This window comes from Collinsella sp. TM05-37 (genome assembly GCF_003436455.1).
Lineage (GTDB): Bacteria > Actinomycetota > Coriobacteriia > Coriobacteriales > Coriobacteriaceae > Collinsella.
Window position 1 is genome coordinate 30,166 of the sequence record NZ_QSPN01000012.1, and the last position, 20,522, is coordinate 50,687.

Here is a 20,522-nt window from a genome sequence, read left to right on the forward strand (position 1 = left end):
ACTGCCCAGCTTATCTGAGGTGCTGGTACCTTTATGCAACAAAGTGTCGCGACGGCCAGGGCCGACGCAGGTGCGATGGTGCGGGCGAAAGGACTCGAACCTTCACGGGAATCCCACCAGAACCTAAATCTGGCGCGTCTACCAATTCCGCCACGCCCGCATGAGCGCACAGACTAGGAATGATAGCAGATACGAGCGGCAAGCGCACCCACACCTTTTACAGGCTCACGACCTCACCACGAGTGCAAAAGGCGGGGCGAGTTGTCCCGTCCCGCCAACTACGACTTGTTCGCCGACCCGCTACTCCCCCAGCAGAGCCTTCTCCGGTGTGATGGGCAGCGAGCGCACCTGGTGGCCGGTGGCGTGTGCGACGGCCGAGGCCACGGCGGCGAGCGGCGTGTTGATGACGACCTCGCCGATCGACTTGGCGCCAAACGGACCCGTCGGCTCGTAGCTCGGCTCAAAGGCCACGCGAATGCTGCCGATATCCAGGCGCGTGGGCAGCTTGTAGCTCATAAAGTTGCCGGTGCGCAGGCGGCCACGGTCGTCGTGCTCGACGATCTCGTAGAGCGCATGACCGATACCCTGGGCAATGCCGCCCTCGGCCTGGACACGCGCGGTCGCCTCGTTGATCACGGTGCCGCAGTCGACGGCCGCCGCATAGTCCACCACGGTCACCTTGCCGGTGGCCTTGTCGACCTCGACCTCGGCAATGCCGGCCATAAACGGCGGAGGCGAAACGGGCAGGCAGGCAGAAGCATGCGAGGTGAGCGCGTCGCCGCCCGCGATGTTCTTGACGCATAGGTTGGCAAATTCGCGCAGCGTGAGGTAGCGGTTCTGCTCACGAGCGGCACGCTCGTCGGACAGGCGCACGTACTGGCCGTCGAAGACCACGTCGGCGGCGTCAACGTCCCACATCTGAGCGGCCTTGGCGCAAATCTTCTCGCGCAGCTCGGTCGCGGCGTTCTTGGCGGCAAGGCCCGTCACGTAGGTACCGGAGCTCGCGTACGAGCCGGCGTCGAACGGCGACACGTCGGTGTCCACGCCGCGCACCACGATCAGCGAGCTCTCCACGCCCAGCTCCTCGGCGGCAATCTGCGCCAGGATCGTGTCGACGCCCATGCCGTTATCGGTGGCGCCGGTGCCGATGGTAATGAAGCCGTCCTCTTCCAGGCGCATGTCGATGCCGGCGATGTCCACGTTGGAAATGCCCGAGCCCTGCATGGTGAGCGCGCAGCCCAGGGCGCGCACGCGGTCGCCCAGATCGACGGCCAGCGGCTTGTCGCGCCAGCCGATCATGTCCATCGCGCGCAGCAGGCAGCGGTCGAGCGCGCAGGCGTTGAGCTTCTCGTTGTAGTACTGCGGCATGATCTCGCCCTCGCGCACGATGTTCTTAAGGCGCAGGTCGGCGGGGTCCATGTGCAGCATGTCGGCGAGCTCGTTGACGGCGCTCTCCACGGCAAACTGGCCCTGGGTGGCACCGTAGCCGCGATACGCGCCGCCGCGGTTGGTGTTGGTGTAGACGGCGTCCCAGCTAAAGCGGCTCGCCTTCACATGGTTGTAGATAGGCAGGCTCTTGTGGCCCGAGAGGCCGATCGTCGTGGTGGCGTGCTCGCCATACGCACCGGCGTTGGACAGCGTGTGCAGGTCGATGGCCGTGATGGTGCCGTCGTTCATGGCGCCCAACTTGACGGTCATCTGCATCTGGTGGCGCGAGTTGCCCGCGGTGATTGTCTCCTCACGGGTGTAGCAGCAGTAGCTCGGACGGCCGGTCTGCTGGGTAACGAATGCCACGAAGATCTCGCAGCAGCCCGTCTGCTTGGAGCCAAAGCCGCCGCCGATGCGCGGCTTAATGACCTGCACCTGCGACTGCGGAATATCGAGCGACTGAGCGACCATGCGGCGCACGTGGAAGGGCACCTGCGTAGAGGTGGTCACCGAGATGCGCCCAAACGCGTCGGTCGTCGCGAAGGCGCGGAAGGTCTCCATGGGCGCGGTCTGCGTGGCCTGGCTGGTGTAGGTGCGCTCAAAGACGATATCGCTCTGGGCGAAGGCCTCATCCAAGTCACCAAAGTCGCTCGTGCCGCTGCATACCAAGTTGCGCAGGACGTCGCCGCCCTGCGGGAACATAAAGGTCACGTCGCCCTCGGGGTGGACCACGATGTCGTTATCGAGCGCCTGGGTAAAGTCGAGCAGGGGCTCGAGCACCTCGTAGTCGACCTTGATGAGCTTGAGCGCCTTGTCTGCGGCCTCCTCGGTCTCGGCGGCGACGATCGCCACCTCTTCGTTTTGGTAACGGACGAGGTTCTCGAGGATCAAGCGGTCGTAGGGACTCGGCTGCGGATAGCTCTGACCGGCGATGGTAAAGCGGCGCTTGGGCACGTCCTCATAGGTGTAGACGCCCACGACGCCCGGCACCTTCAGGGCGCGAGACGTGTCGATGGAGCAGATCTTGGCGCGGGCATAGGGGCTGCGCTTGAGTTTGACGATCAGGGCGCCGGCGGGCACCATATCGCCCGTGTAGACGGGACGGCCCTCGAGCAGCGCCTTCGAGTCCTTCTTAGGCTGCTTATGGGTAATCTGCTTGTACGAAACACCGTCGCAGCTGGTGTCGTTGACCGGCAGCTCGGGCATCTCAAAGCCCACCTGCACGCCGGACTCGTTGAGGAAGCGGACAATGGCGCGCAGCTGGCTCTCGTAGCCGCTGCAGCGGCACAGGTTGCCGGCGAGCTGGCGCGACAGTTCCTCGCGCGTGGCGACGAGGCTCGGGTCCTCCTTGGCGGCGCGGGCAAGCGCCAGCACGTTCATGATAAGGCCGGGGGCGCAAAAACCGCACTGCTCGGCGCCTTCGGCAGCCATCGCGCGGGCGAGCGCCTCGGACTCAGCCTTGAGACCCTCGAGCGTGGTGATGGTATGGCCCTCGACGCGCGCGGCGGGAACCGAGCAGCTCAGCACCGGGTCGCCGTCGAGCCACACCGTGCACAGACCGCAGTTGGTGGTTTCGCAGGCGCAGCGCACCGACGCGCAACCCTGCTCACGCAAAAGCGAAAAGAGCATGGTGTCAGGGGCAATCTGAACCTTGACCTTGCGGCCGTTGAGCGTAAAGGAAAGATCGATGAGTTTGGCAGCCATTAGCGCACCTCGCTAGAATCGACGCCGGGCACGCGGCGGCAGGAATACTCGTCCGTGGCGAACTTGGGGATCTGCGCGGTCTCGAGCTCGCGGGCAAGCGCGGCCGAAAGCTCGATGCCAGCGGCGCGGCGAACGGCCTGCACGGCAAGCGGGGCCGAGACGCGGCGGCGGTAGTCGGCCGAGCCCCACAGGTTGGTGCCATAGCTCAACGCGCGTACGGACACGGCCAGGGCGCGCAGCTCGTCCTCGGAAGGCTGCTCGCTGGTGAGGCCACATGCCTCGCCCTGCAGCAAGGTCGCGCGCAGCGGGCGGGCGCCCACGGTGACGTGCCAGGTGTTGTCCCACCAGGCGACGGTGACGTTGAGCGAGGGGAAGTCGGTCGCAGCCTTGCGCACGGCCTCGTAGCTCGCGCGGTAATCGTGCTTGACGACCACGACGTGCTCGATCACGTCGCGCACATAGCCCATGTCCACGAACTCGGCGAGCGGCACACGGCCGGCACCCGTCAGCTCAACGTAAGAGTCGAGCGCGAGGAAGGCGGAGAGAACGTCCGAGAAGCCAAAGCGGCCATAGATGCTGCCGCCCACCGTGGCGGTATTGCGCAGCTGCACGCCCACGATATCGTGAACGGCGAACTCGAAGACATTGTTGACAAGCGCGTTGAGCTCGGCATGGCGCTCGAGCTGGCGCAGGGTGCACATGGCACCGATGCGAAACTCGGTCTCGGTCTCCTCGATCTGATCGAGTCCGCAGGCCGAAAGGTCAATCGCCGTCGCCACGCGACGCGAACCCAGGCGCATCCAGATGCCGCCGCCCACAATCTTGTTGTTGCGGTTCTTCTGCAAGAGCTCATAGGCTTCGGCCGCGTTTCCAACACGGACGTAGGTACCGAACTTGAGCACGTTCTCCCCCATCTCTTCACTTGTCCAGTACTTTTAAGTGTACCAAACGAGGGGCCGCACACCGATTTAGGACAAAATCCACCCACCCATCCATAACTTGCGGTGATATACGGACTGATTAGCCGTTCTGGAACGCAAAACAATCCGTATTCCACCGCAAGTTATGAGGAGTCCTCCGGGATAGAAAAGGCTCCCAGCCAAGATGACTGGGAGCCTTCTGCGATGCTATGTCGAGCGAAAATTTAGCAGACGCCCTGGGCGAGCATGGCGTCGGCAACCTTCAGGAAGCCGGCGATGTTGGCGCCCATGACGAAGTTGCCCTCCTCGCCGTACTCCTTGGCGGTGTCGTCCACGTTGTGGAACATGCCGCGCATGAGCTGCTCGAGCTTGCCGTCGACCTCCTCGAAGGTCCAGGACAGGTGCTCGGCGTTCTGGCTCATCTCCAGGCCGGACACGAGCACGCCGCCGGCGTTGGCAGCCTTGCCGGGCATAAAGGCGACACCGTTCTCCTGGAAGTGGGTCGTGGCCTCGATGGTCGTGGGCATGTTCGCGCCCTCGCCGACCACCTTGCAGCCGTTGGCGACGAGTGCCTGGGCATCCTCGAGCAGCAGCGTGTTCTCGCGAGCGCAGGGCAGCGCGATGTCGCAGGGAAGCTGCCACACGCCGCGGCCGTCGCCCTCGTGCCACGTGGCATTAGGCTTCTCGTCGACGTACATAGCGAGCGTGACGCCCTTGTCGTGGCCGGAGCGCTTCTTGTTGTAGACATGCTCGAGCACGGTGTAGTCGATGCCGTCGGGATCCTCGACCCAGCCGTGAGTATCGGAGCAGGCGAGCACCTTGCCGCCGAGCTGGGAGACCTTCTGGACGGCGTAGATGGCGACGTTGCCGGAGCCGTGAACGACGACGTTCTTGCCCTCGAAGGAGTCGCCGCGGCTCTTGAGGTACTCGTCCACAAAGTAGACCAGGCCGTAGCCGGTGGCCTCGGTACGGGCGAGCGAGCCGCCAAAGGAGAGGCCCTTGCCGGTGAGGACGCCGGTCCACTCGTTGGTCAGGCGCTTGTACTGACCGAACATGTAGGCAACCTCGCGGCCACCAACGCCCAGGTCGCCAGCGGGAACGTCGGTGTTGGGGCCAATGTGGCGATAGAGTTCGGTCATGAAGGACTGGCAGAAGTGCATGATCTCATTGTTGGACTTGCCCTTGGGGTCAAAGTCGGAGCCGCCCTTGCCGCCGCCCATGGGAAGGGTGGTCAGGCTGTTCTTGAGGATCTGCTCCAGACCCAGGAACTTGAGCATACCCAGGGTGACCGTCGGGTTAAAGCGCAGACCGCCCTTGTAGGGTCCAATGGCAGAGTTGAACTCGACACGATAGCCGCGGTTGACCTGGACCTTGCCCTGGTCATCGACCCAGGGGACACGGAACATAACGATGCGCTCGGGCTCGACGAGGCGCTCCAGCAGGGCGGCCTCCTCGTACTCGGGGTGGGCGTCGAGCGCCGGCTGGATGGTGCCGAGGATCTCGGTCGCGGCCTGGATGAACTCAGGCTGCTCGGGATAGCGGGCCTTGAGCTCGTCGAGAACTTTCTGCGTGTAGCTCATGCTTCCTCCAATTGATGGAAAAGAAAGGTGTCGTTCGCGGCGCCCCATGCGCCGTGAGCTTTATCGAGTATGGATAATATCGCACTGTTGCTACAAAGTTACGAATAAGGCAACGAGCGGATGTTTCATTTTGATTACGATGCAGGTAGATAGCTTTTTGACCGCCTGACGAGCAAATCGCGTGTTTCGAAGCTGTTTCCCGCACGCTTCGAAACCACCACAAAGGGGACAGGCACCTTTGTGGTGGTGTTGACGGCTAGAGGACGAGCTGATGGTAGTCGGCTGGGGTTATGCGGCCCTCGGTGGCGGCGCGGAAGGCGGCGAGCGCATCGCCCGAGAACGGCATGACCCAGCACAGCCCGCAGCCGGCGGTAATGGAGCCCGGCAGCGGCATGATGCGCCCGGGCACACCGGCGGCAAGGCAAAGCTGCTCGCATTCCATCACATCGAAGGTGCTGTCGAACGACACGATGATCTTGCGTTCGTGGTCGAGGGCATCACCGGACGGGCCTTCGCGGTGTGCCTCACGATACGCCGCGGCAGCCGCTTCCTCTTCCGCGGTATGTCCACAGCCACCACATCCGCAGGTACAGGGTTCGGACCCATCGCAAGTGCAGGGCTCTCCCGTGTCGGGACAAATATCGTGAGACATGGCAACTCCAATCGTCTAGGCGAGTAACTCGGCCGCCGCAAACTCTTCGGGCGTATTGACGTTCTCGAAGCAGAGCGTCGAGCCCGCGGACTTAACGATCTGCGGCTCATCCATATAACCGGCCTGAACGCGATTGATCAGGCAGCGAATGCGCTGGCGGTCGCAGGCAAGCAGCTCGTGGGCAATCGGCGCACACGCGTCGCAGCGCCAGACGGCGCAAAGCGGCTCAATCCCCCGCTCCTCGCGCGGCACGCACACATCGAGCGCCTCGGCCTCAACACGATCGGCAAGCGCGCCGATCAGTTCCGGCGAGACAAACGGCATGTCGCAGGCGACGATCGCCACGAGCGGCAATCGGGCCGCGGCCAACGAGCTCGCGATGCCGCGCATGGCACCGGCGGGACCGTCGACGTCCATCACCACGCGGGGGCGCAGGCCATCAAACATAAGCTCCTCAAGATAGGCAAGCTCGCTGGGACGCGAAGTCGTCACAACCAACTCGCCGGCAATTGGCGCCAGCCGACCCAGCACGCGCTCGATGAGCGGCTCGCCGCAAAACGCCATGCGAGCCTTATCGCAGCCCATGCGCGACGACAACCCGCCCGCTTGAACGACACAAGAAAGATCGGCCCGTCTTACGGTAGTCATACGGCAAAACACCTCCATCGGCATGCTCGAAACCCGGTGCACGAAGCTAAATACAGCCGCCGAAATAACGGCGCTTCGAAAAGCTCGTGCAAAAACAAAACAGCGCCTTTGCGGCACGCAGCAAGACCGCGAGCACAAAAGCGCTGGTAGCGTATGGCGGGAACGTATGTGAATCGAACACATCCAAGACGTTTTGCACGCCTCGCAACGGTTTTGAGGACCGCGGAGCCCACCGGAGCCCATCCGTTCCCAAGTGCGGGCGTATTTTACCAAACCGAACAGGCCCCATCCCATAAAGACGAGCAAGAAGTTGCGGTGGAATAGTTCCTGTTTTTGCTGCCAAAGCCCCCAACTAGGAACTATTTCACCGCAACTGAGGAGACGGGGGCGGGTGACCGGCCTAGCGTAGGGACCTCAGGCCGCCGGCTTCCTTATCGAGCACCGTAAAGCGCACGGCATCCAGGTGTTCCAAGATGCTGATGGCACGCTTGCGCGACACGCCCAGGGCCTCGCGCAGCACGCTCGTGGTGGCAGCGCCACCGGCGTCGGCAATGGCGGAAGCGACGAGCTCACGCGCGCGGGCCTCAGCGGCAGCAGACAGGGCAACGTCGCGCTCAACCTTCACGATGGAGCGGTTGAGTGAAAGCTCACGCAGGGCGCGCGTCATGGTGTCGCGATCGAGCTGCAACTGCTCGCCCACCTCGGGCAACGTCGGTGCGTCGAGGCCAGCTTCGTCCAGCATGGAAACGATGCGCTCGCAAGCCTCGTGCACCACGCGCGCCGCAGCGGCGGCCGAATGCGGGTCGAACACCTCGGCACCCTCGGCGGCGCACGCGCCACGCGAGCAGCCCTCGGCAATCAGAGCCGCGGCAACGCATTCATCAGCGGAAGGCCACGCAGCATGGGCAACGGCGCCGGGCGTAAAGCCCGTCTCCTTGGGAGCCGCGGCATGCATGGCCGACAAGGTCGCTGCCAGTGCATCCATCGCGGCGTCGAGCACCACGGCGTCCGCCAAGTAGTCCGAATCACCCGCGGCAAGTTTGCGAACGGAGCCCTGCGCCACCAACCCGCGCAGTGCGGCATCGACCTCGCCGACAGCAAGATCCAAAGCCTCGGCAACATCAACAGCCGTAACCGGCAGCGTCTGCAGCGCCAGCCAAGCGCCCACACCGCCCGCAATATCGCCGGGCTCGAGCGCCGCATACAGCGTACGCTCCCCTTCGGCAAGCTCGCGCGAGCGACGGCAGCGCGAAAGCAGCACGCGCCCGCCGCCAATAAGCATCACGGGCGAATAGGACAGCACCACGGCATGGTCCCCGGCACGTAGCGGCAGCGAGTTTTCCAAGCGTACCTGAACAATACGGGTCTCGCCCACCGCCATGGGGGCCTCGCCCTCCATGAACATGATGCGACCGACAACCTCGGCCGTACCCGCCATCACATGCACGCGCGCGCCCGACTCGAGCACGCGCGGCTTGGCACCCTCGCGGCCCAGGTAAGTGAACACCATCATAAAGCGCATCGTCTGGCCAAAGCGACCCTGCACGCCGAGCATCTCTCCGCGATCGAGCGCGGCGACGGCATCGCCCACCAAGTTGAGCGCCACACGCTGACCGGGCAATGCCCGCGGCGTATCGCCATGCACCTGAATCCCGCGCACGCGACAGACCGTACGCGACGGCAGCGCGACGAGCTCATCGCCCACCGCAACCGGCGCATCGTGCAACGTTCCCGTCACCACGGTACCGGCGCCCTTGATCGTAAAGCAGCGGTCGATGGGCAGACGCGGTGCGGCATCGGTGGGCTCGGCACGGGCACGGCAGGCACCCCAGCAAGCGGCAACCTGCTCGTCGAGCGCAGCCAGCAGGTCATCGATTCCCGCACCGGTCTTGGACGACACGGGCACGATCGGCACGCCCGAAAACACGGTGTCCGACAAAAAATCATCGACATCGAGCTCGGCAAGCTCAGTCATCTCGGCGTCGGCCAGGTCGCACATCGTCAGCGCGACCACCATGTGTGTGACGCCCAGCAGCTCCAGCACATGCACGTGCTCGCGGGTCTGCGGCATCACGCCCTCGACGGCCGAAACCACCAGCACGGCCACGTCGATACCCGTGGCGCCCTGCACCATGGCACGCAAGTAATGCGCATGGCCCGGCACATCGACCAGGCCAACGATCTTGCCACTCGGCAGCGCCAGCTCACCAAAGCCAAGCTCAACGGTCATGCCGCGACGACGTTCAACTTCCAGGCGGTCGGGGTTTTTACCCGTCAGCGCCTCGATGAGCGCCGACTTACCGTGATCAACATGTCCCGCCGTACCTACGATAACGGGACACTCCACCAGTGCTTGAACCTCACTCATCGAGCAATCGCCTTCTCAACGCACGCGACGAGCGTCGATGCCGCCGTCTCGATATCGCGGTCGCCCACGAGCGTGCGCACATCAAACAGAATGCGGTCGTGCGAGGCGCGCGTGACGACCGGCGTATCGAAGTCTTGAACGAGCGAGCGTTTGAGTGCGTCGACGGACAGGCGCTCGTCAACAAGACGCACGGCAACGCACATTGTGGGCAACTCCACGGTAGGCAGCGAGCCGCCACCGGGGGCCGACGATTCCTCGACGATTTCCACCTGCACGGCACACGGGCAGCCAGCCTTATCGAGCCCGGCGACCATACGATCGCGCAGCTTGCGGGCACGTCGTTCCAAATGGGCCTGCGGCAGCGTGAGCATGCTGAGCACCGGAATATCGCGATGGGCCACGTCGGCGCCGTCCATGTAGATGCGCAGTGTGGCCTCGAGCGCCGTGAGCGCCAACTTGCCCGGACGCAGAGCGCGCATGAGCGGATGTGCGCCGCAGGCCTGGACCAGATCGCGACGGCCCATGATAATGCCCGCCTGTGCGGCACCGAGCAGCTTATCGCCCGAGCACGACACCACATCGAGCCCCGCCGAAACCGAAGCCGGCGTGGGTTCCTCGCCGCCGCGCACCAAGATGTCATCGGGCAGCAGCGCGCCCGAACCCTGGTCCTCGTAGAACAGCAGGCCATGCTTGTGAGCAAGCGCCGCAAGCTCCCGAGAACCCACCTCCTCGTGGAAACCCTCGATGCGATAGTTAGAAGGATGGACCTTAAGGATCATCGCCGTATCGGGCGTGATGGCACGCTCGTAGTCGACCAGATGCGTGCGGTTGGTGGCCCCGACCTCGACGAGCTTGGCACCCGAGGCCTCCATGACGTCGGGGATACGGAAGCTGCCGCCGATCTCAACAAGCTCGCCACGGCTGACTATGACCTCTTTGCCCGCGGCATGGGTTGCCAGCACCAGCAGCACCGCAGCGGCGTTGTTGTTGACCACGAGCGCGTCCTCGGCACCGGTGAGCGAGCGGATCAGTTGCGCGGCGTGCTCCTTGCGCGACCCGCGCGAACAGGTGTCGACGCTGTACTCGAGCGTGCTATACCCGCGCGCAACCTCGGCCACGGCCTTTGCCGCCGACTCCGCAAGTGGGGCACGGCCCAGATTGGTATGGATGACCACACCCGTGGCGTTGACGGCGGGACGCAGGCTCGGCAGCGCGGAGCGATGCGCACGCCACTCGATGGCCGAGGCCAGTTCGCGCTTGGAACGCGGGGCGGCACCGGCGCGAATCGCGGCGCGCTCCTCGTCGAGCTCGGCCGTCACGGCAGCATGGACCACCGCGTCGCAGGTCTCCCCCGCCGCCTTCACCACCGGCCACTCGGCAAGCAGCTCGTTGACGGAAGAAATGGCGCGCAGGCGGGCGCGCACCTCATCGGACATGTTCTGGCTATCGCTCATGTGCGGCCTTTCAAAAGAAACGTGGATCAGTCAAATACATCAGCTGAGTCAATTACTCGTCATTATCCTCGCGCGCCGCGATCTTTTCCACGCGAACGGCGTTTTCCTGGGTGAGCGCAGCACCCGTCAACGGGTCCCAACGTAACGGCGTATGGTCGAGCGGGCCCACGCCCAAGGCTTGAGCGCCACCGGCATCGGCACCAAACGAACGCCCACCGGGGGCGGCCGAGGTGAAGATGCACGCCGGATGCAGATACGGCGTCGTCTCCACGCGCACGCGGTCGCGGCCCATATCGCTCACGAGTTCGACGATCTCGCCGTCGGCGATGCCCATGTGCGCGGCAGCATCGGCATTCATCTGCACGGCATCCAGGTCCGACCCAGCCTCGGCGGCACCTTGGGCTGCAAGCCTTCGCGAGGTATGCGACTCAAAGGGACGGTTGCCGCTAATGAGGCGAAACATCCCCGGGCCCGGCTCCACCATGGGGGCGATCCAGTTGGGTACACGACCCAGGCCAGCTCGTTCCCATACGTCGCTTGCCAGCGCAATTTTGCCGCCATCCAAGGGAATCGCCGGCTCGCCCGTACGCGACGGCAACGCAACACCCGTGTCGGCCCAGCCGCGCTCCTTGAGCTCGTCCAGATCGATCCCAAAAGGCGCCACCTGGGCAGCCGCCAGGTCGTCAGACGTAAACCGGAAGTACTCGCCAGCCCCACACGCCTGCGCCAGACCGGCAAAAATCTCCCGACCGGGACGTGTGTCGTCATGCTGCACAGGCAGCACGGCGTTGCGGTAGAACACCCGCGAATCGTTGGCACCCACGACTGTGCCCACACCGCGGTCGGCCTCCAGATACGTCACATCGGGCAGCACGAAGTCAGAAGCGCGCGCTGTCTCGGACCAGCGGATATCAATCGTCACGAGCAAGTCGAGCTGCTGCAAAATACCCAACCACGCTCCGGCGTTGCCATAGCCTGCCCCGGGATTGCTAGCATAGACGATGAGCCCACGCAAATCGCCGGCCAGTATCGACTGACCGATGGTCGTGCACAGGCCGCGCACCGGATCGACCAGTGGATAGCGCTCGGACCCCAGCTTGGGCCCGCGAGGCACCGGCGGCATCGCAAAGCGTGCGGGATCGAGGTCGCCCAACACAAGCGGTGTGGACGGGTTGAGGGCACCGCCCGCGTGTCCGATGCAGCCCAGCAGCACATCGACCAAGCAGATAGCGCGCGCGGTCTGAGTGCTATTGGCATACGCGATACCGATGCCGCCATGAAAGCCCGCATCCACCACAGCGGCAGGCGCGGCGGCAGCGAGATCGCGCGCCGTGGCGACAATCTCTGCGGCCGGCACGTCGCACATCGACTCGGCCCACTCGGGCGTCCAAGCACGGGCCGCCTGCGCCAGCTCATCAAAGCCTGTGGTATAGCGGGCAACAAACTCGTGATCGTACAGGCCCTCGGCAATCAAGACATGGGCAATGCCCAGCAGCAAGGCCAGGTCGCAGCCCGGGCGCACGCGCAGCCAGCGGTCGGCAAGCGCAGCCGAGCCGCTGCGCCGGGGGTCGACAACGATGATCTTCGCCCCGCGCCGGCGTGCATCGTTGAGCGCATCAACGGACCCCATCGTCGACGAATCGACAATGGAACGCCCCAGATACATGATGCAATCGGTATGTGCCAGGTCGGAGGCGGGGCTGTAGCCTAGGCTGTGCTCCCAACCGGTAAGTCGGCTTACCTCGCAGGCACCGTCGGCACCATACACGTTGGGCGAGCCCAGCGCATGCATAAGGCGATATGCCCAGTAGCGGTCGAACGAGGGCACGCCGAGCGTCATGCCCAGCGCACGGGGGCCACGTTCGTCAACAATCCCCAAAAGACGCTCGGCAATCTGGGCAAACGCTTCGTCCCACGAAATCGCATCGAACCCCGAGCCATCAGCTCGTCGGCGCATGGGGTGCACGATGCGGTCGCGCTCGTCAAACGGCATTGTCAGGCGATGCCGTCCGCGGGCGCACAGGGCACGCGCAGCGCACGGGTGCCCCGGCACCGGCAACTCGGCCACCACGCAGCCGTCCTCAACGCGTGCCGCAAAGGCGCAATCGGCATAGCATCCCCCGCATGTGGTCACCACGGCGCGACCGTCACGCTCCACAGCAGATGCCATCTCGATTACCCCTTTCACCAGCCAAACACAACAGGTCAACAGCCCAGCAACGAGCCCAGACCAAAAAAGCCTCCCGCACGGCAACGCCCCGCGGGAGGCCCGACGTCAAACAGACGGTACCTTACGCCTCGGACTTCTTGGCGTAGATAAACCAGTAGCCGAGCGCGACCAGAACCGCGCCGCCCACGATGTTGCCCAGCGTGGCGGCGGACAGGTTAAACGCAATGCCCGCAGCGTTGAGCGCATCGGCGCCGGCGACGTCAGCACCATAGCCGCACGCGTGCATCACGGCACCCATGGGCAAAAAGTACATGTTGGCAACGCAGTGCTCAAAACCGCAGGCCACAAAGGCGGCGATGGGCAGCAGAATGCCCACGACCTTATCGACCACGGTCTTGCCGGCGGTACCGATCCACACGGCCAGGCACACAAAGATATTGCACAGGATACCGCGGAAGAAGATCGTCACCCAGTCGATCGTCACCTTGCCGGCGGCGACGCTCACCATGGAGTTGGCGACCGCCTCGCCATTGAGCTTGTAAATGCCGGCCATGTACACAAAAAAGACGATGAACAGAGCGCCGACAAAATTGCCGACCCACACGATGACCCAGGCCTTGAGCATCTGAGCCAAGGTGATCTTTTTGCTCTTGAGCGCGCAGACCATAAGCGAATTACCGGTAAACAGCTCGGCGCCGCACACCAGCACCAGCACCAGGCCCAGGCAAAAGCACAGGCCGCCCACGACGCGCTGAGCGCCCCAGCCGAGCGTGCTGTCGCTCAAAAACACCGTAAAGAACAGGCCGCCGAAGGCGATAAAAGCGCCGGCGAACATTGCCAACAGAAAGGCCTTAGCGACCGGCAGGTTAGCCTTGGTCACGCCGGCGGTCTCGGTCTTGGCCTCGATCGCGGCGGGCGCCAGGCAATCGGGAGCGGGGTACTCCACCTTGGAATCTGCCATGTCAATCACTTCTTTCCTAATCAGCAGGGACAAGCGCTCCTATTGCTCTTGCCCCAAGCGGACAAAGTGGGAAAAGTCGTTGGCGGCCACGGCGTCGTACACGGCGTCGACGGCGTCAAAGACTTCCGGGGACATGGGGTTGTAGAACTCCGTGTCGCCCGGCTGAATCCCGACGAAGACGATATCATCGCACGATTGCTCAATCTCTTCGATCAGAATCGACAAGGGAAGCGAATGCGTGGTGAACATCGACTTGCGGGCCACATCGCGTTTGTCGAGCAAACGGATGGACCCGACGGGCAGCGCCATGTCGGCGGCATCGACCAAGACCAGGCGCGGCGGACGCTCGCGCTTGACCTCGATGATGTCGTCTTCGGGCGTTTGGCCGCCGTCGATGGTGTACCAACCGGCAATGGGCGCGTCCTCCATCTTTTTGGAGAGCACGGGGCCGGCGGCATCGTCGGCACGCAGCACACTTCCCGCCGTGAGCACGATACCCGCAAACGGGGCGCCGTTCACACGTCCATCCACAACGCGACCCATTACTGCAACCTCCCCGTCAGATACACGCCCGAAACATCGCGCACGCGCTCAACCAGATCGCGGAACTTCATTAAGAACGCGACCTGCTGGGCATGAAGGCCAAAGTCGTCGTCGAACACCGAGATGCCGGCTTTGGCCGACCCGCGAAAACCGCGCTCATCGAGCAGCGCATCGCAGGCCTCGAGCAGCGACGGCACCGCCGCCTTGTCGAGCTGGCACTCGCCAAAGGAGCGGATGGCCTCAAACTTGGTTTTGGCCTCCCCCTCCGGCAGCGCGTCGACGAGCGAATAGAAGACGTTTACCGGCACCGACAGGCGCGGCTCAAAGCAGTCGAGCACGCCGGTGTGGTGGCCCACGGCGAGCGTGTAGTACAGCACGTCGCAGGCCTCCTGGGGAACGTCTTCCTCGGTCTCCACAAACTTACGCGTGAGCTCGTAAAAGACCACCTGGTCGGGCGCATGGCCCAGGCAGGGGTCGGCGACGCCCTCGGCAGCCTCGTCGCTTGCGCGCGAGGCATCGCCAAAAGAGCCGCCGAGCATACCGGGGCCCGCAAAGTAACCAGAGCGGTCCGTAAGCTCCATCTAGCGACCTCCGGCCAGCACCAGATCCTGCAGCGCCGAGTACACCTCGACGCGGCGAGGATCGTCCTGCTTGTCGATAAGCAGCGCCATGGCACCGCGGATATCGCCCTTGGGTGCACCCTCGAGCGTATCCATAAACTCGTTCGCCAGGTCGCGGCCGTAACGGTAGCCGCTCATGGCGCGAGCCTCGCGCTCAATGGCAACACGCAACTTGTACGGCACGCCGGGGTGCAGGATATCGGCCTGCTCGCCGGCGGCCTCCACCGTGGTCTCGGCATGGAGCTTTTGGTCCAGCAGACCGAGCGCCATGGCAAAGCCGTAGATGGTCTGCGCGGGGCTGGGCGGGCAGCCGGGGATGTAGACATCGACCGGCAGAATCTTGTCCGTGCCGCCCCAGACGCAGTAGTTGTCGTAGAAGATGCCACCGGTGCAGCCGCACGCGCCATAGGACACCACGATCTTGGGATCGGGTGCGGCCTCAAAGGCGCGCAGGGCCGGCATGCGCATGGCACGCGTCACGGCACCGGTGTACAGCAGCACATCGGCATGACGGGGCGAGGGCACGACCTTGATGCCAAAGCGCTCGACGTCGAAGACGGGCGTGATGGAACCGAAGATCTCGATCTCGCAGCCGTTGCAGCCGCCGCAGTCAACACGGTAGACGTACACCGAGCGCTTGATCTTCTTAAGAAGGGTCGCCTTGGCCTTCTCGATGCTCTCGTCGAGCTCGATCTTGGTCGGGCGGTACTGGAGCCGCTCGGGCAAAAGCGTGGGTTCGGCCATGGTTACTCCTCCTTCGTTTCAAAATCCATGATGATACCCTCGACCGGCGCAGGACCGGCGGGAATCTCGGGCGCATCGGGGTTGAGCTCGCGGTCGATATACTCCGGGTTCACGCCGTGGCCGCCCAGATACTCCATGCCGGGGCCCTGGGGCTCACCGGACGCAAGCGTCTCGTTGGCAGCCATGCCACGCGCGTTGCCGGTCTTTACGGCCGAGGCGGCGCGCAGGGCGTCGAGCTCGCGCTTGCACTCCTGGCACATACCGACAGTACGGGCAGCCTGGATGGCCTCCATGCCGCCGGCCTTTTGCAGCAGGCGCTTGGCGTAGTCGATCTCCTTGTGCGGAGCAAACGGCTTGCCGCAACGCGAGCAGTGCTCGAGCGTATAGACGCTCTTGCTGGTGAGGTCGTCCTTGCTCATAACAGCCAGCTCAAACTCCTCGGTGAGCTTGACGGCCTCCATGGGGCAGGCTTCCTCGCAGCGGCCGCAAAAGATGCAGCGACCGTAGTCGATCGACCAGGTGATGGTATCGGCCGCAAGGTCGGTGTCCATGCGAATGGCATCGGCCGGGCACGCCACGCCGCAGGCACCGCAGGCGATGCAGAGCTCCGCGTTGTGCTCGGGCTTGCCGCGCATGTCCTTGTTGGTGGGGAACGGCGCAAACGGGTACTTGACCGTCGCGTCGCCGGCCTTGGCGTTAACCTTCCAAAGCTTCAGCATATTAGAGCGCCTCCTCATCGAGCGGAGCGGCCATGGTGCCCTCGCCCGCAAGCGGCGACTTGTCGCGCCAGACGTTCTCGAACTGCTCCTTGTCGAGCACATGGTCGCGCTTGGCGGCGACGTCGGTCACCGTCACGCGGTCGGTGCAGGAGTAGCACGGGTCGAGCGAGCCGACGATCAGCGCCGCATCGCCCACGGTGTTGCCGCGGAACATGTAGCGCAGGACCGGCCAGTTGCTGTACGTGGCGGCCTTGGCGCGCCAGCGGTAACACTTCTGGTTGTTGCCGAGCATGGCCCAGTGCACGTCCTCGCCGCGCGGCGCCTCGGTGGCGCCGATGGCGTACTTGTGCGGGGTGTACTCCCAATCCGTGGTGAGGATGGGGCCCGACGGGCAGTTCTCGAGCATGGTCTCGATCATGTCGATCGAATCGTAGACCTCCTGGATGCGAACGGCGGTACGGCCGAAGGCATCGCAGGTGTCGGCCGTGGCGGCGTGCATCTTTTGGACGTCCGAATCGGCGTAGCCGTCGAAGGGATGGTCAAAACGCACGTCGCGGGCATAGCCCGAGCCACGCATGAGCGGGCCGACCGGCGAGAAGTCGCGTGCGATCTTGCGGTCCAAGATGCCAATGCCACTCGTACGCTCAATAAAGTTGGGCGTGGAGAGCAAGACGTCGACGAGCTCCTGAACCTCGGAGCGCAGCTGGTGGATGGTCGTGAGCGTGGAAAGCTTCTGCTCGGCCAGGATGTCGCGACGCACGCCGCCGATCACGTTGAGACCGTAGGTCTTACGGTGACCGGAGAGCTTCTCGGCCAGGTCCATGGACTTCTCGCGGACGCGGAAGAACTGCTGGAAGCCGGAGTCGAAGCCCGTGTAGTGCGATGCGAGACCAATGTTGAGCAGATGCGAGTGCAGGCGCTCGACCTCGAGCATGATAGCGCGGATGTACTGGGCGCGTGGCGGGACATGGATGCCCTGGGCGCGCTCGACGGCCTCGGCATAGGCCACCGAGTGGGCGCAGCCGCAGATGCCGCAGATGCGGTCGGCGAGGAACGTCACGGCGTCATAGTTCAGGCGCGTCTCGGCGACCTTCTCCATGCCGCGGTGCACGTAGAACAGACGGTAGTCGGCGTCCACGATCGTCTCGCCCTCAACGAACAGGCGGAAGTGGCCGGGCTCGTCAGAGGTAATGTGCAACGGGCCCATGGGGACGAGTGTGGTCTCCTTGCCCTTGGTATCGGCCAAGAACTCGTAGTTTTCCATGTCACTCGCGGGAGCGGGACGGAAGCGGTAGTCCATGGAGTCCTTGCGCAGCGGGTACAGGCCGCTGGGCCAGTCATCAGGCAGCACCAGGCGACGACGATCGGGCAGACCCTCGGGGATCAGGCCGAACATGTCGCGAAGCTCGCGCTCGCCCCACACGCAGGCGGGGACGAACGGCGTCACGGACGGGAACGTCATCTTGGCGGGATCGACCTCGGTGCGCACGGTCACCCAGCCGGGGTCCTCCCCCTCCATGGAGATGACGTAGTACACGGCGTAGCGACCGCACAGGCTGCGCTCGTCGTTGCCGATGATCACGGGAATCCAGCCGTAACGCTCGTAATACAGGTAGTGGACGGCCTCGGGCAGCTTGTCCTGCTTGACGGTGATCGTCATCTGGTCCTCGCACTGCCATTCGACCTTCTCGATAGCGCCCGGCACTGCAGCGCGCAGGGCCTCGACGTGGCTTTCGCAGCGACGAGCGTAGTCCTTCTTTTCAGGTTCTGCCATGGTGCTAATTCACCTCACTTGTCTTGGTCTGGGAACTGAACACCATGCGGTAGAGAGGGGCCTCGTGGAGCTCTTCGACGCTCTGGTTCAAAACGACGGACGTTGCATCCTCGACGCCGCTCGTGATGGCGACCGGGGTGGCGATACCGAACCACATGACCACGATCGCGAGGGCGATCTCGGGGATGATCATGAGGGCGGGCACCTCGTGGCGCTTCATGCCCTCGGGCGCCTTGCCGAAGATGGACTTGAGCGCGATGCCGGTAAGGGCGAAGTACACGCCGGTGAGGCCGATGGCCACGAGCACGACCACCCAGATGGGACCGGACTGAACGCCGGCCACGAAGGTGAGGAACTCGGAGATGAACAGGGCGAACGGCGGGAAGGCGGCGAGCGCGAGCAGGGCGATGATGGTGAGCGCTGCCGTGACGGGAGCGATCTCGACGACGCCCTTGATCTTGTTCAGGTCGCGGGTGTGGTAGATGTGCTGGATGTTACCGGCCATGCAGAAGGCGAGCGCCTTCGTGAAGCCGTGGAAGATGCAGTGCAGCAGGCAGGCGGCGATACCGAGCGGGCCACCGATACCCAGGCACAGCGCGACCACGCCGACGTTGTCGACGGAGGAGTACGCGAAGCGGCGCTTGATATCGTCCTGCTTGAAGATGCACAGGGCAGCCACCAGGATGGACAGCGTGCCCAGGATGAGCAGGAGCGTTCGCGGATAGGTGTCGCCCACCGTGATGATGGACAGGGAGTAGAAGCGGATGATCACCAGCATGGCGCACTTGAGCAGCACGCCCGAGAGCAGCGCGGAGACCGGGCTCGGAGCCTGGGAGTGCGCGTCGGGCAGCCAGGTGTGCATGGGGAACAGGCCCGCCTTGGTGCCGAAGCCGATGACAATGAACGCGAACGCGAGGCGCACGAGCATCGGGTCGAACTGGTCGGCGTAGGGCATGATGGAGGTGAGGAAGGCGGCCTCATGCGCGTTGGGCATGATATCGGCGGCGTTCGCGTAGATGAGCAGCGTGCCGAACAGGCCGAAGGCCACACCGGCGGTGCAGACCATCGCGTACTTCCAAGACGCCTCGAGCGCCTGCTTGTTCTTGTAGATGCCCACGAGGAACACGGTCGACAGCGTAGTGGCCTCGACCGCCGCCCAGGTGAGGATGATGTTGTTGGACAGGCAGGCGAGCAGCATCGTGAAGACGAACAGGCTGAACAGCGCGTAGTACTGCTTGGTGCGCTCGGCCGGCATGGTCTTCTCCTCGATATCGATCTTGATATAGGAGATGGAGTACACGCCGGTGATGAACCCGATGATGCCTACCAGAAGGACGAAGATCGACGAGAGCGAATCGAGATGGAGCCACAGGCCCAAAGCGTCGATATTCTGCCCGCTCGAGAGCATGGTTCCCGCGGTGACGACCGAAAGGACAAGGGTCGCCGCGACGGAGATGGTGTTGAGCCCCGCGAAGACGTTGTAGGACGTCGTCTTGGGGAGCGCAGCCATAATCAGGGAGAACACGAGAGGACAAGCGAGCAGGGCGACCGTCAGCATTGAAACATCCATGGCCTACCCTTTCAATTCGGTCAGGTCGTGGGAGTCGAGCGACTTGGTGTCGTTCCAAATCCTCACGACGACGGCGGACATGATGATGACGGCGAAGATGGCGTCGGTGGCGATGCCGATCTCGATGATCTCGGGGGCCGTGGGCGCGAGCAGAGCGAGCGTCACGTGGCTACCGTTCTCCATAAGGCAGTACCCGAAGATCTGCTTGAGGATGTTGCGCTGGGAGATGATGCACGTGAGGCCGACGAAGAAGTGCGCGAAGCTGATGGCGAGGGCCGGAGTGGCCACCTCGGCGGTGGGCAGGCTCAGGCGCGTGACCACCGCGAAGCAGACGGCCACCTCCAGACCGGTGAGGATGATGGTCCAGGCCGGCTTGATGGAGGAGGTCAGCGTGCTATCGGCAGGCGAACCCATCTTCTTGTAGGCACGGTTGAGAATGAACGGAACGAGGATCACCTTGGTGACGAAGGCCGACGCGGCCCACATGAGAAGCTCGGTGGCACCGGTGGTGAGGCCCAGGGTGAGCAGCACGCCCACCAGGACAACCGACTGGATCGCGTACCACTTGATGGCGGACGGGATGGTCTTCGAGACGACCACCATGGTGGAGGTCACGATCAGAAGACCGCCCAGGATATTGACTAACGAATAACCCATGTCCTACCTC

At 64.0% G+C, this 20,522-nt stretch carries 16 protein-coding genes and 2 tRNA genes; all 18 read right to left on the minus strand.

The window, feature by feature from the left end; all coding sequences use genetic code 11:
- Positions 1–76 precede the first annotated feature (76 nt).
- Positions 77–160 (minus strand) — tRNA-Leu (locus tag DXD48_RS07235).
- 140 nt (positions 161–300) lie between these two features.
- Positions 301–3,132, minus strand: a complete 2,832-nt coding sequence (locus DXD48_RS07240; RefSeq protein ID WP_117564588.1) for a molybdopterin cofactor-binding domain-containing protein — start codon at positions 3,130–3,132, stop codon at positions 301–303.
- Entirely contained in the window at positions 3,132–4,034 is a 903-nt protein-coding gene (locus tag DXD48_RS07245; RefSeq protein ID WP_199407922.1) for a xanthine dehydrogenase family protein subunit M, read from the minus strand. Before DXD48_RS07245 ends, DXD48_RS07240 begins: the two co-directional genes overlap by 1 nt.
- A 242-nt stretch (positions 4,035–4,276) precedes the next feature.
- Positions 4,277–5,632, minus strand: coding sequence for an NADP-specific glutamate dehydrogenase (gene gdhA / locus DXD48_RS07250; RefSeq protein ID WP_117564590.1), 1,356 nt, complete (start codon positions 5,630–5,632; stop codon positions 4,277–4,279).
- 256 nt (positions 5,633–5,888) lie between these two features.
- A complete protein-coding gene (locus DXD48_RS07255) occupies positions 5,889–6,284 on the minus strand; it encodes a DUF3343 domain-containing protein (RefSeq protein ID WP_117564591.1) in 396 nt (131 codons plus the stop codon).
- Positions 6,285–6,299: 15 nt separating this feature from the next.
- Positions 6,300–6,932: a molybdenum cofactor guanylyltransferase gene (locus tag DXD48_RS07260; RefSeq protein ID WP_158548955.1), complete on the minus strand. Its 633-nt coding sequence runs from the start codon at positions 6,930–6,932 to the stop codon at positions 6,300–6,302.
- A gap of 154 nt (positions 6,933–7,086) precedes the next feature.
- Positions 7,087–7,183, minus strand: a tRNA-Sec gene (locus DXD48_RS10110).
- A gap of 149 nt (positions 7,184–7,332) precedes the next feature.
- On the minus strand, positions 7,333–9,300 hold the full coding sequence (selB, locus tag DXD48_RS07265; RefSeq protein WP_117564594.1) for a selenocysteine-specific translation elongation factor: 1,968 nt from the start codon (positions 9,298–9,300) through the stop codon (positions 7,333–7,335).
- Positions 9,297–10,754, minus strand: coding sequence for an L-seryl-tRNA(Sec) selenium transferase (gene selA / locus DXD48_RS07270; RefSeq protein ID WP_199407923.1), 1,458 nt, complete (start codon positions 10,752–10,754; stop codon positions 9,297–9,299). The genes selB and selA overlap by 4 nt, the downstream gene beginning before the upstream one ends.
- A gap of 52 nt (positions 10,755–10,806) precedes the next feature.
- Positions 10,807–12,924: a molybdopterin-dependent oxidoreductase gene (locus DXD48_RS07275; protein ID WP_117564595.1), complete on the minus strand. Its 2,118-nt coding sequence runs from the start codon at positions 12,922–12,924 to the stop codon at positions 10,807–10,809.
- Between the two features lie 121 nt (positions 12,925–13,045).
- Positions 13,046–13,885: a formate/nitrite transporter family protein gene (locus DXD48_RS07280; RefSeq protein WP_117564597.1), complete on the minus strand. Its 840-nt coding sequence runs from the start codon at positions 13,883–13,885 to the stop codon at positions 13,046–13,048.
- Positions 13,886–13,924: 39 nt separating this feature from the next.
- Entirely contained in the window at positions 13,925–14,428 is a 504-nt protein-coding gene (hycI, locus tag DXD48_RS07285) for a hydrogenase maturation peptidase HycI (protein ID WP_055286177.1), read from the minus strand.
- Positions 14,428–15,009: a formate hydrogenlyase maturation HycH family protein gene (locus DXD48_RS07290; protein ID WP_117564599.1), complete on the minus strand. Its 582-nt coding sequence runs from the start codon at positions 15,007–15,009 to the stop codon at positions 14,428–14,430. Before DXD48_RS07290 ends, hycI begins: the two co-directional genes overlap by 1 nt.
- Positions 15,010–15,792 carry an NADH-quinone oxidoreductase subunit B family protein gene (locus tag DXD48_RS07295; protein ID WP_022095195.1) on the minus strand — a complete coding sequence of 261 codons (783 nt, stop codon included), beginning with the start codon at positions 15,790–15,792 and terminating at the stop codon, positions 15,010–15,012. It abuts the gene before it with no gap.
- 2 nt (positions 15,793–15,794) lie between these two features.
- Positions 15,795–16,511 (minus strand): formate hydrogenlyase complex iron-sulfur subunit, encoded by a 717-nt coding sequence (locus tag DXD48_RS07300; protein ID WP_117564601.1) that lies wholly within the window; start codon positions 16,509–16,511, stop codon positions 15,795–15,797.
- Between the two features lies 1 nt (position 16,512).
- The gene (locus DXD48_RS07305) at positions 16,513–18,285 is read right to left on the minus strand and encodes an NADH-quinone oxidoreductase subunit C (protein WP_117564602.1); all 1,773 of its coding nucleotides are present in this window, start codon (positions 18,283–18,285) and stop codon (positions 16,513–16,515) included.
- Positions 18,286–18,289: 4 nt separating this feature from the next.
- Positions 18,290–19,855: a hydrogenase 4 subunit F gene (locus tag DXD48_RS07310; RefSeq protein ID WP_099431575.1), complete on the minus strand. Its 1,566-nt coding sequence runs from the start codon at positions 19,853–19,855 to the stop codon at positions 18,290–18,292.
- A gap of 3 nt (positions 19,856–19,858) precedes the next feature.
- Positions 19,859–20,512, minus strand: a complete 654-nt coding sequence (hyfE, locus tag DXD48_RS07315) for a hydrogenase 4 membrane subunit (protein ID WP_099431574.1) — start codon at positions 20,510–20,512, stop codon at positions 19,859–19,861.
- Positions 20,513–20,522 lie beyond the last annotated feature (10 nt).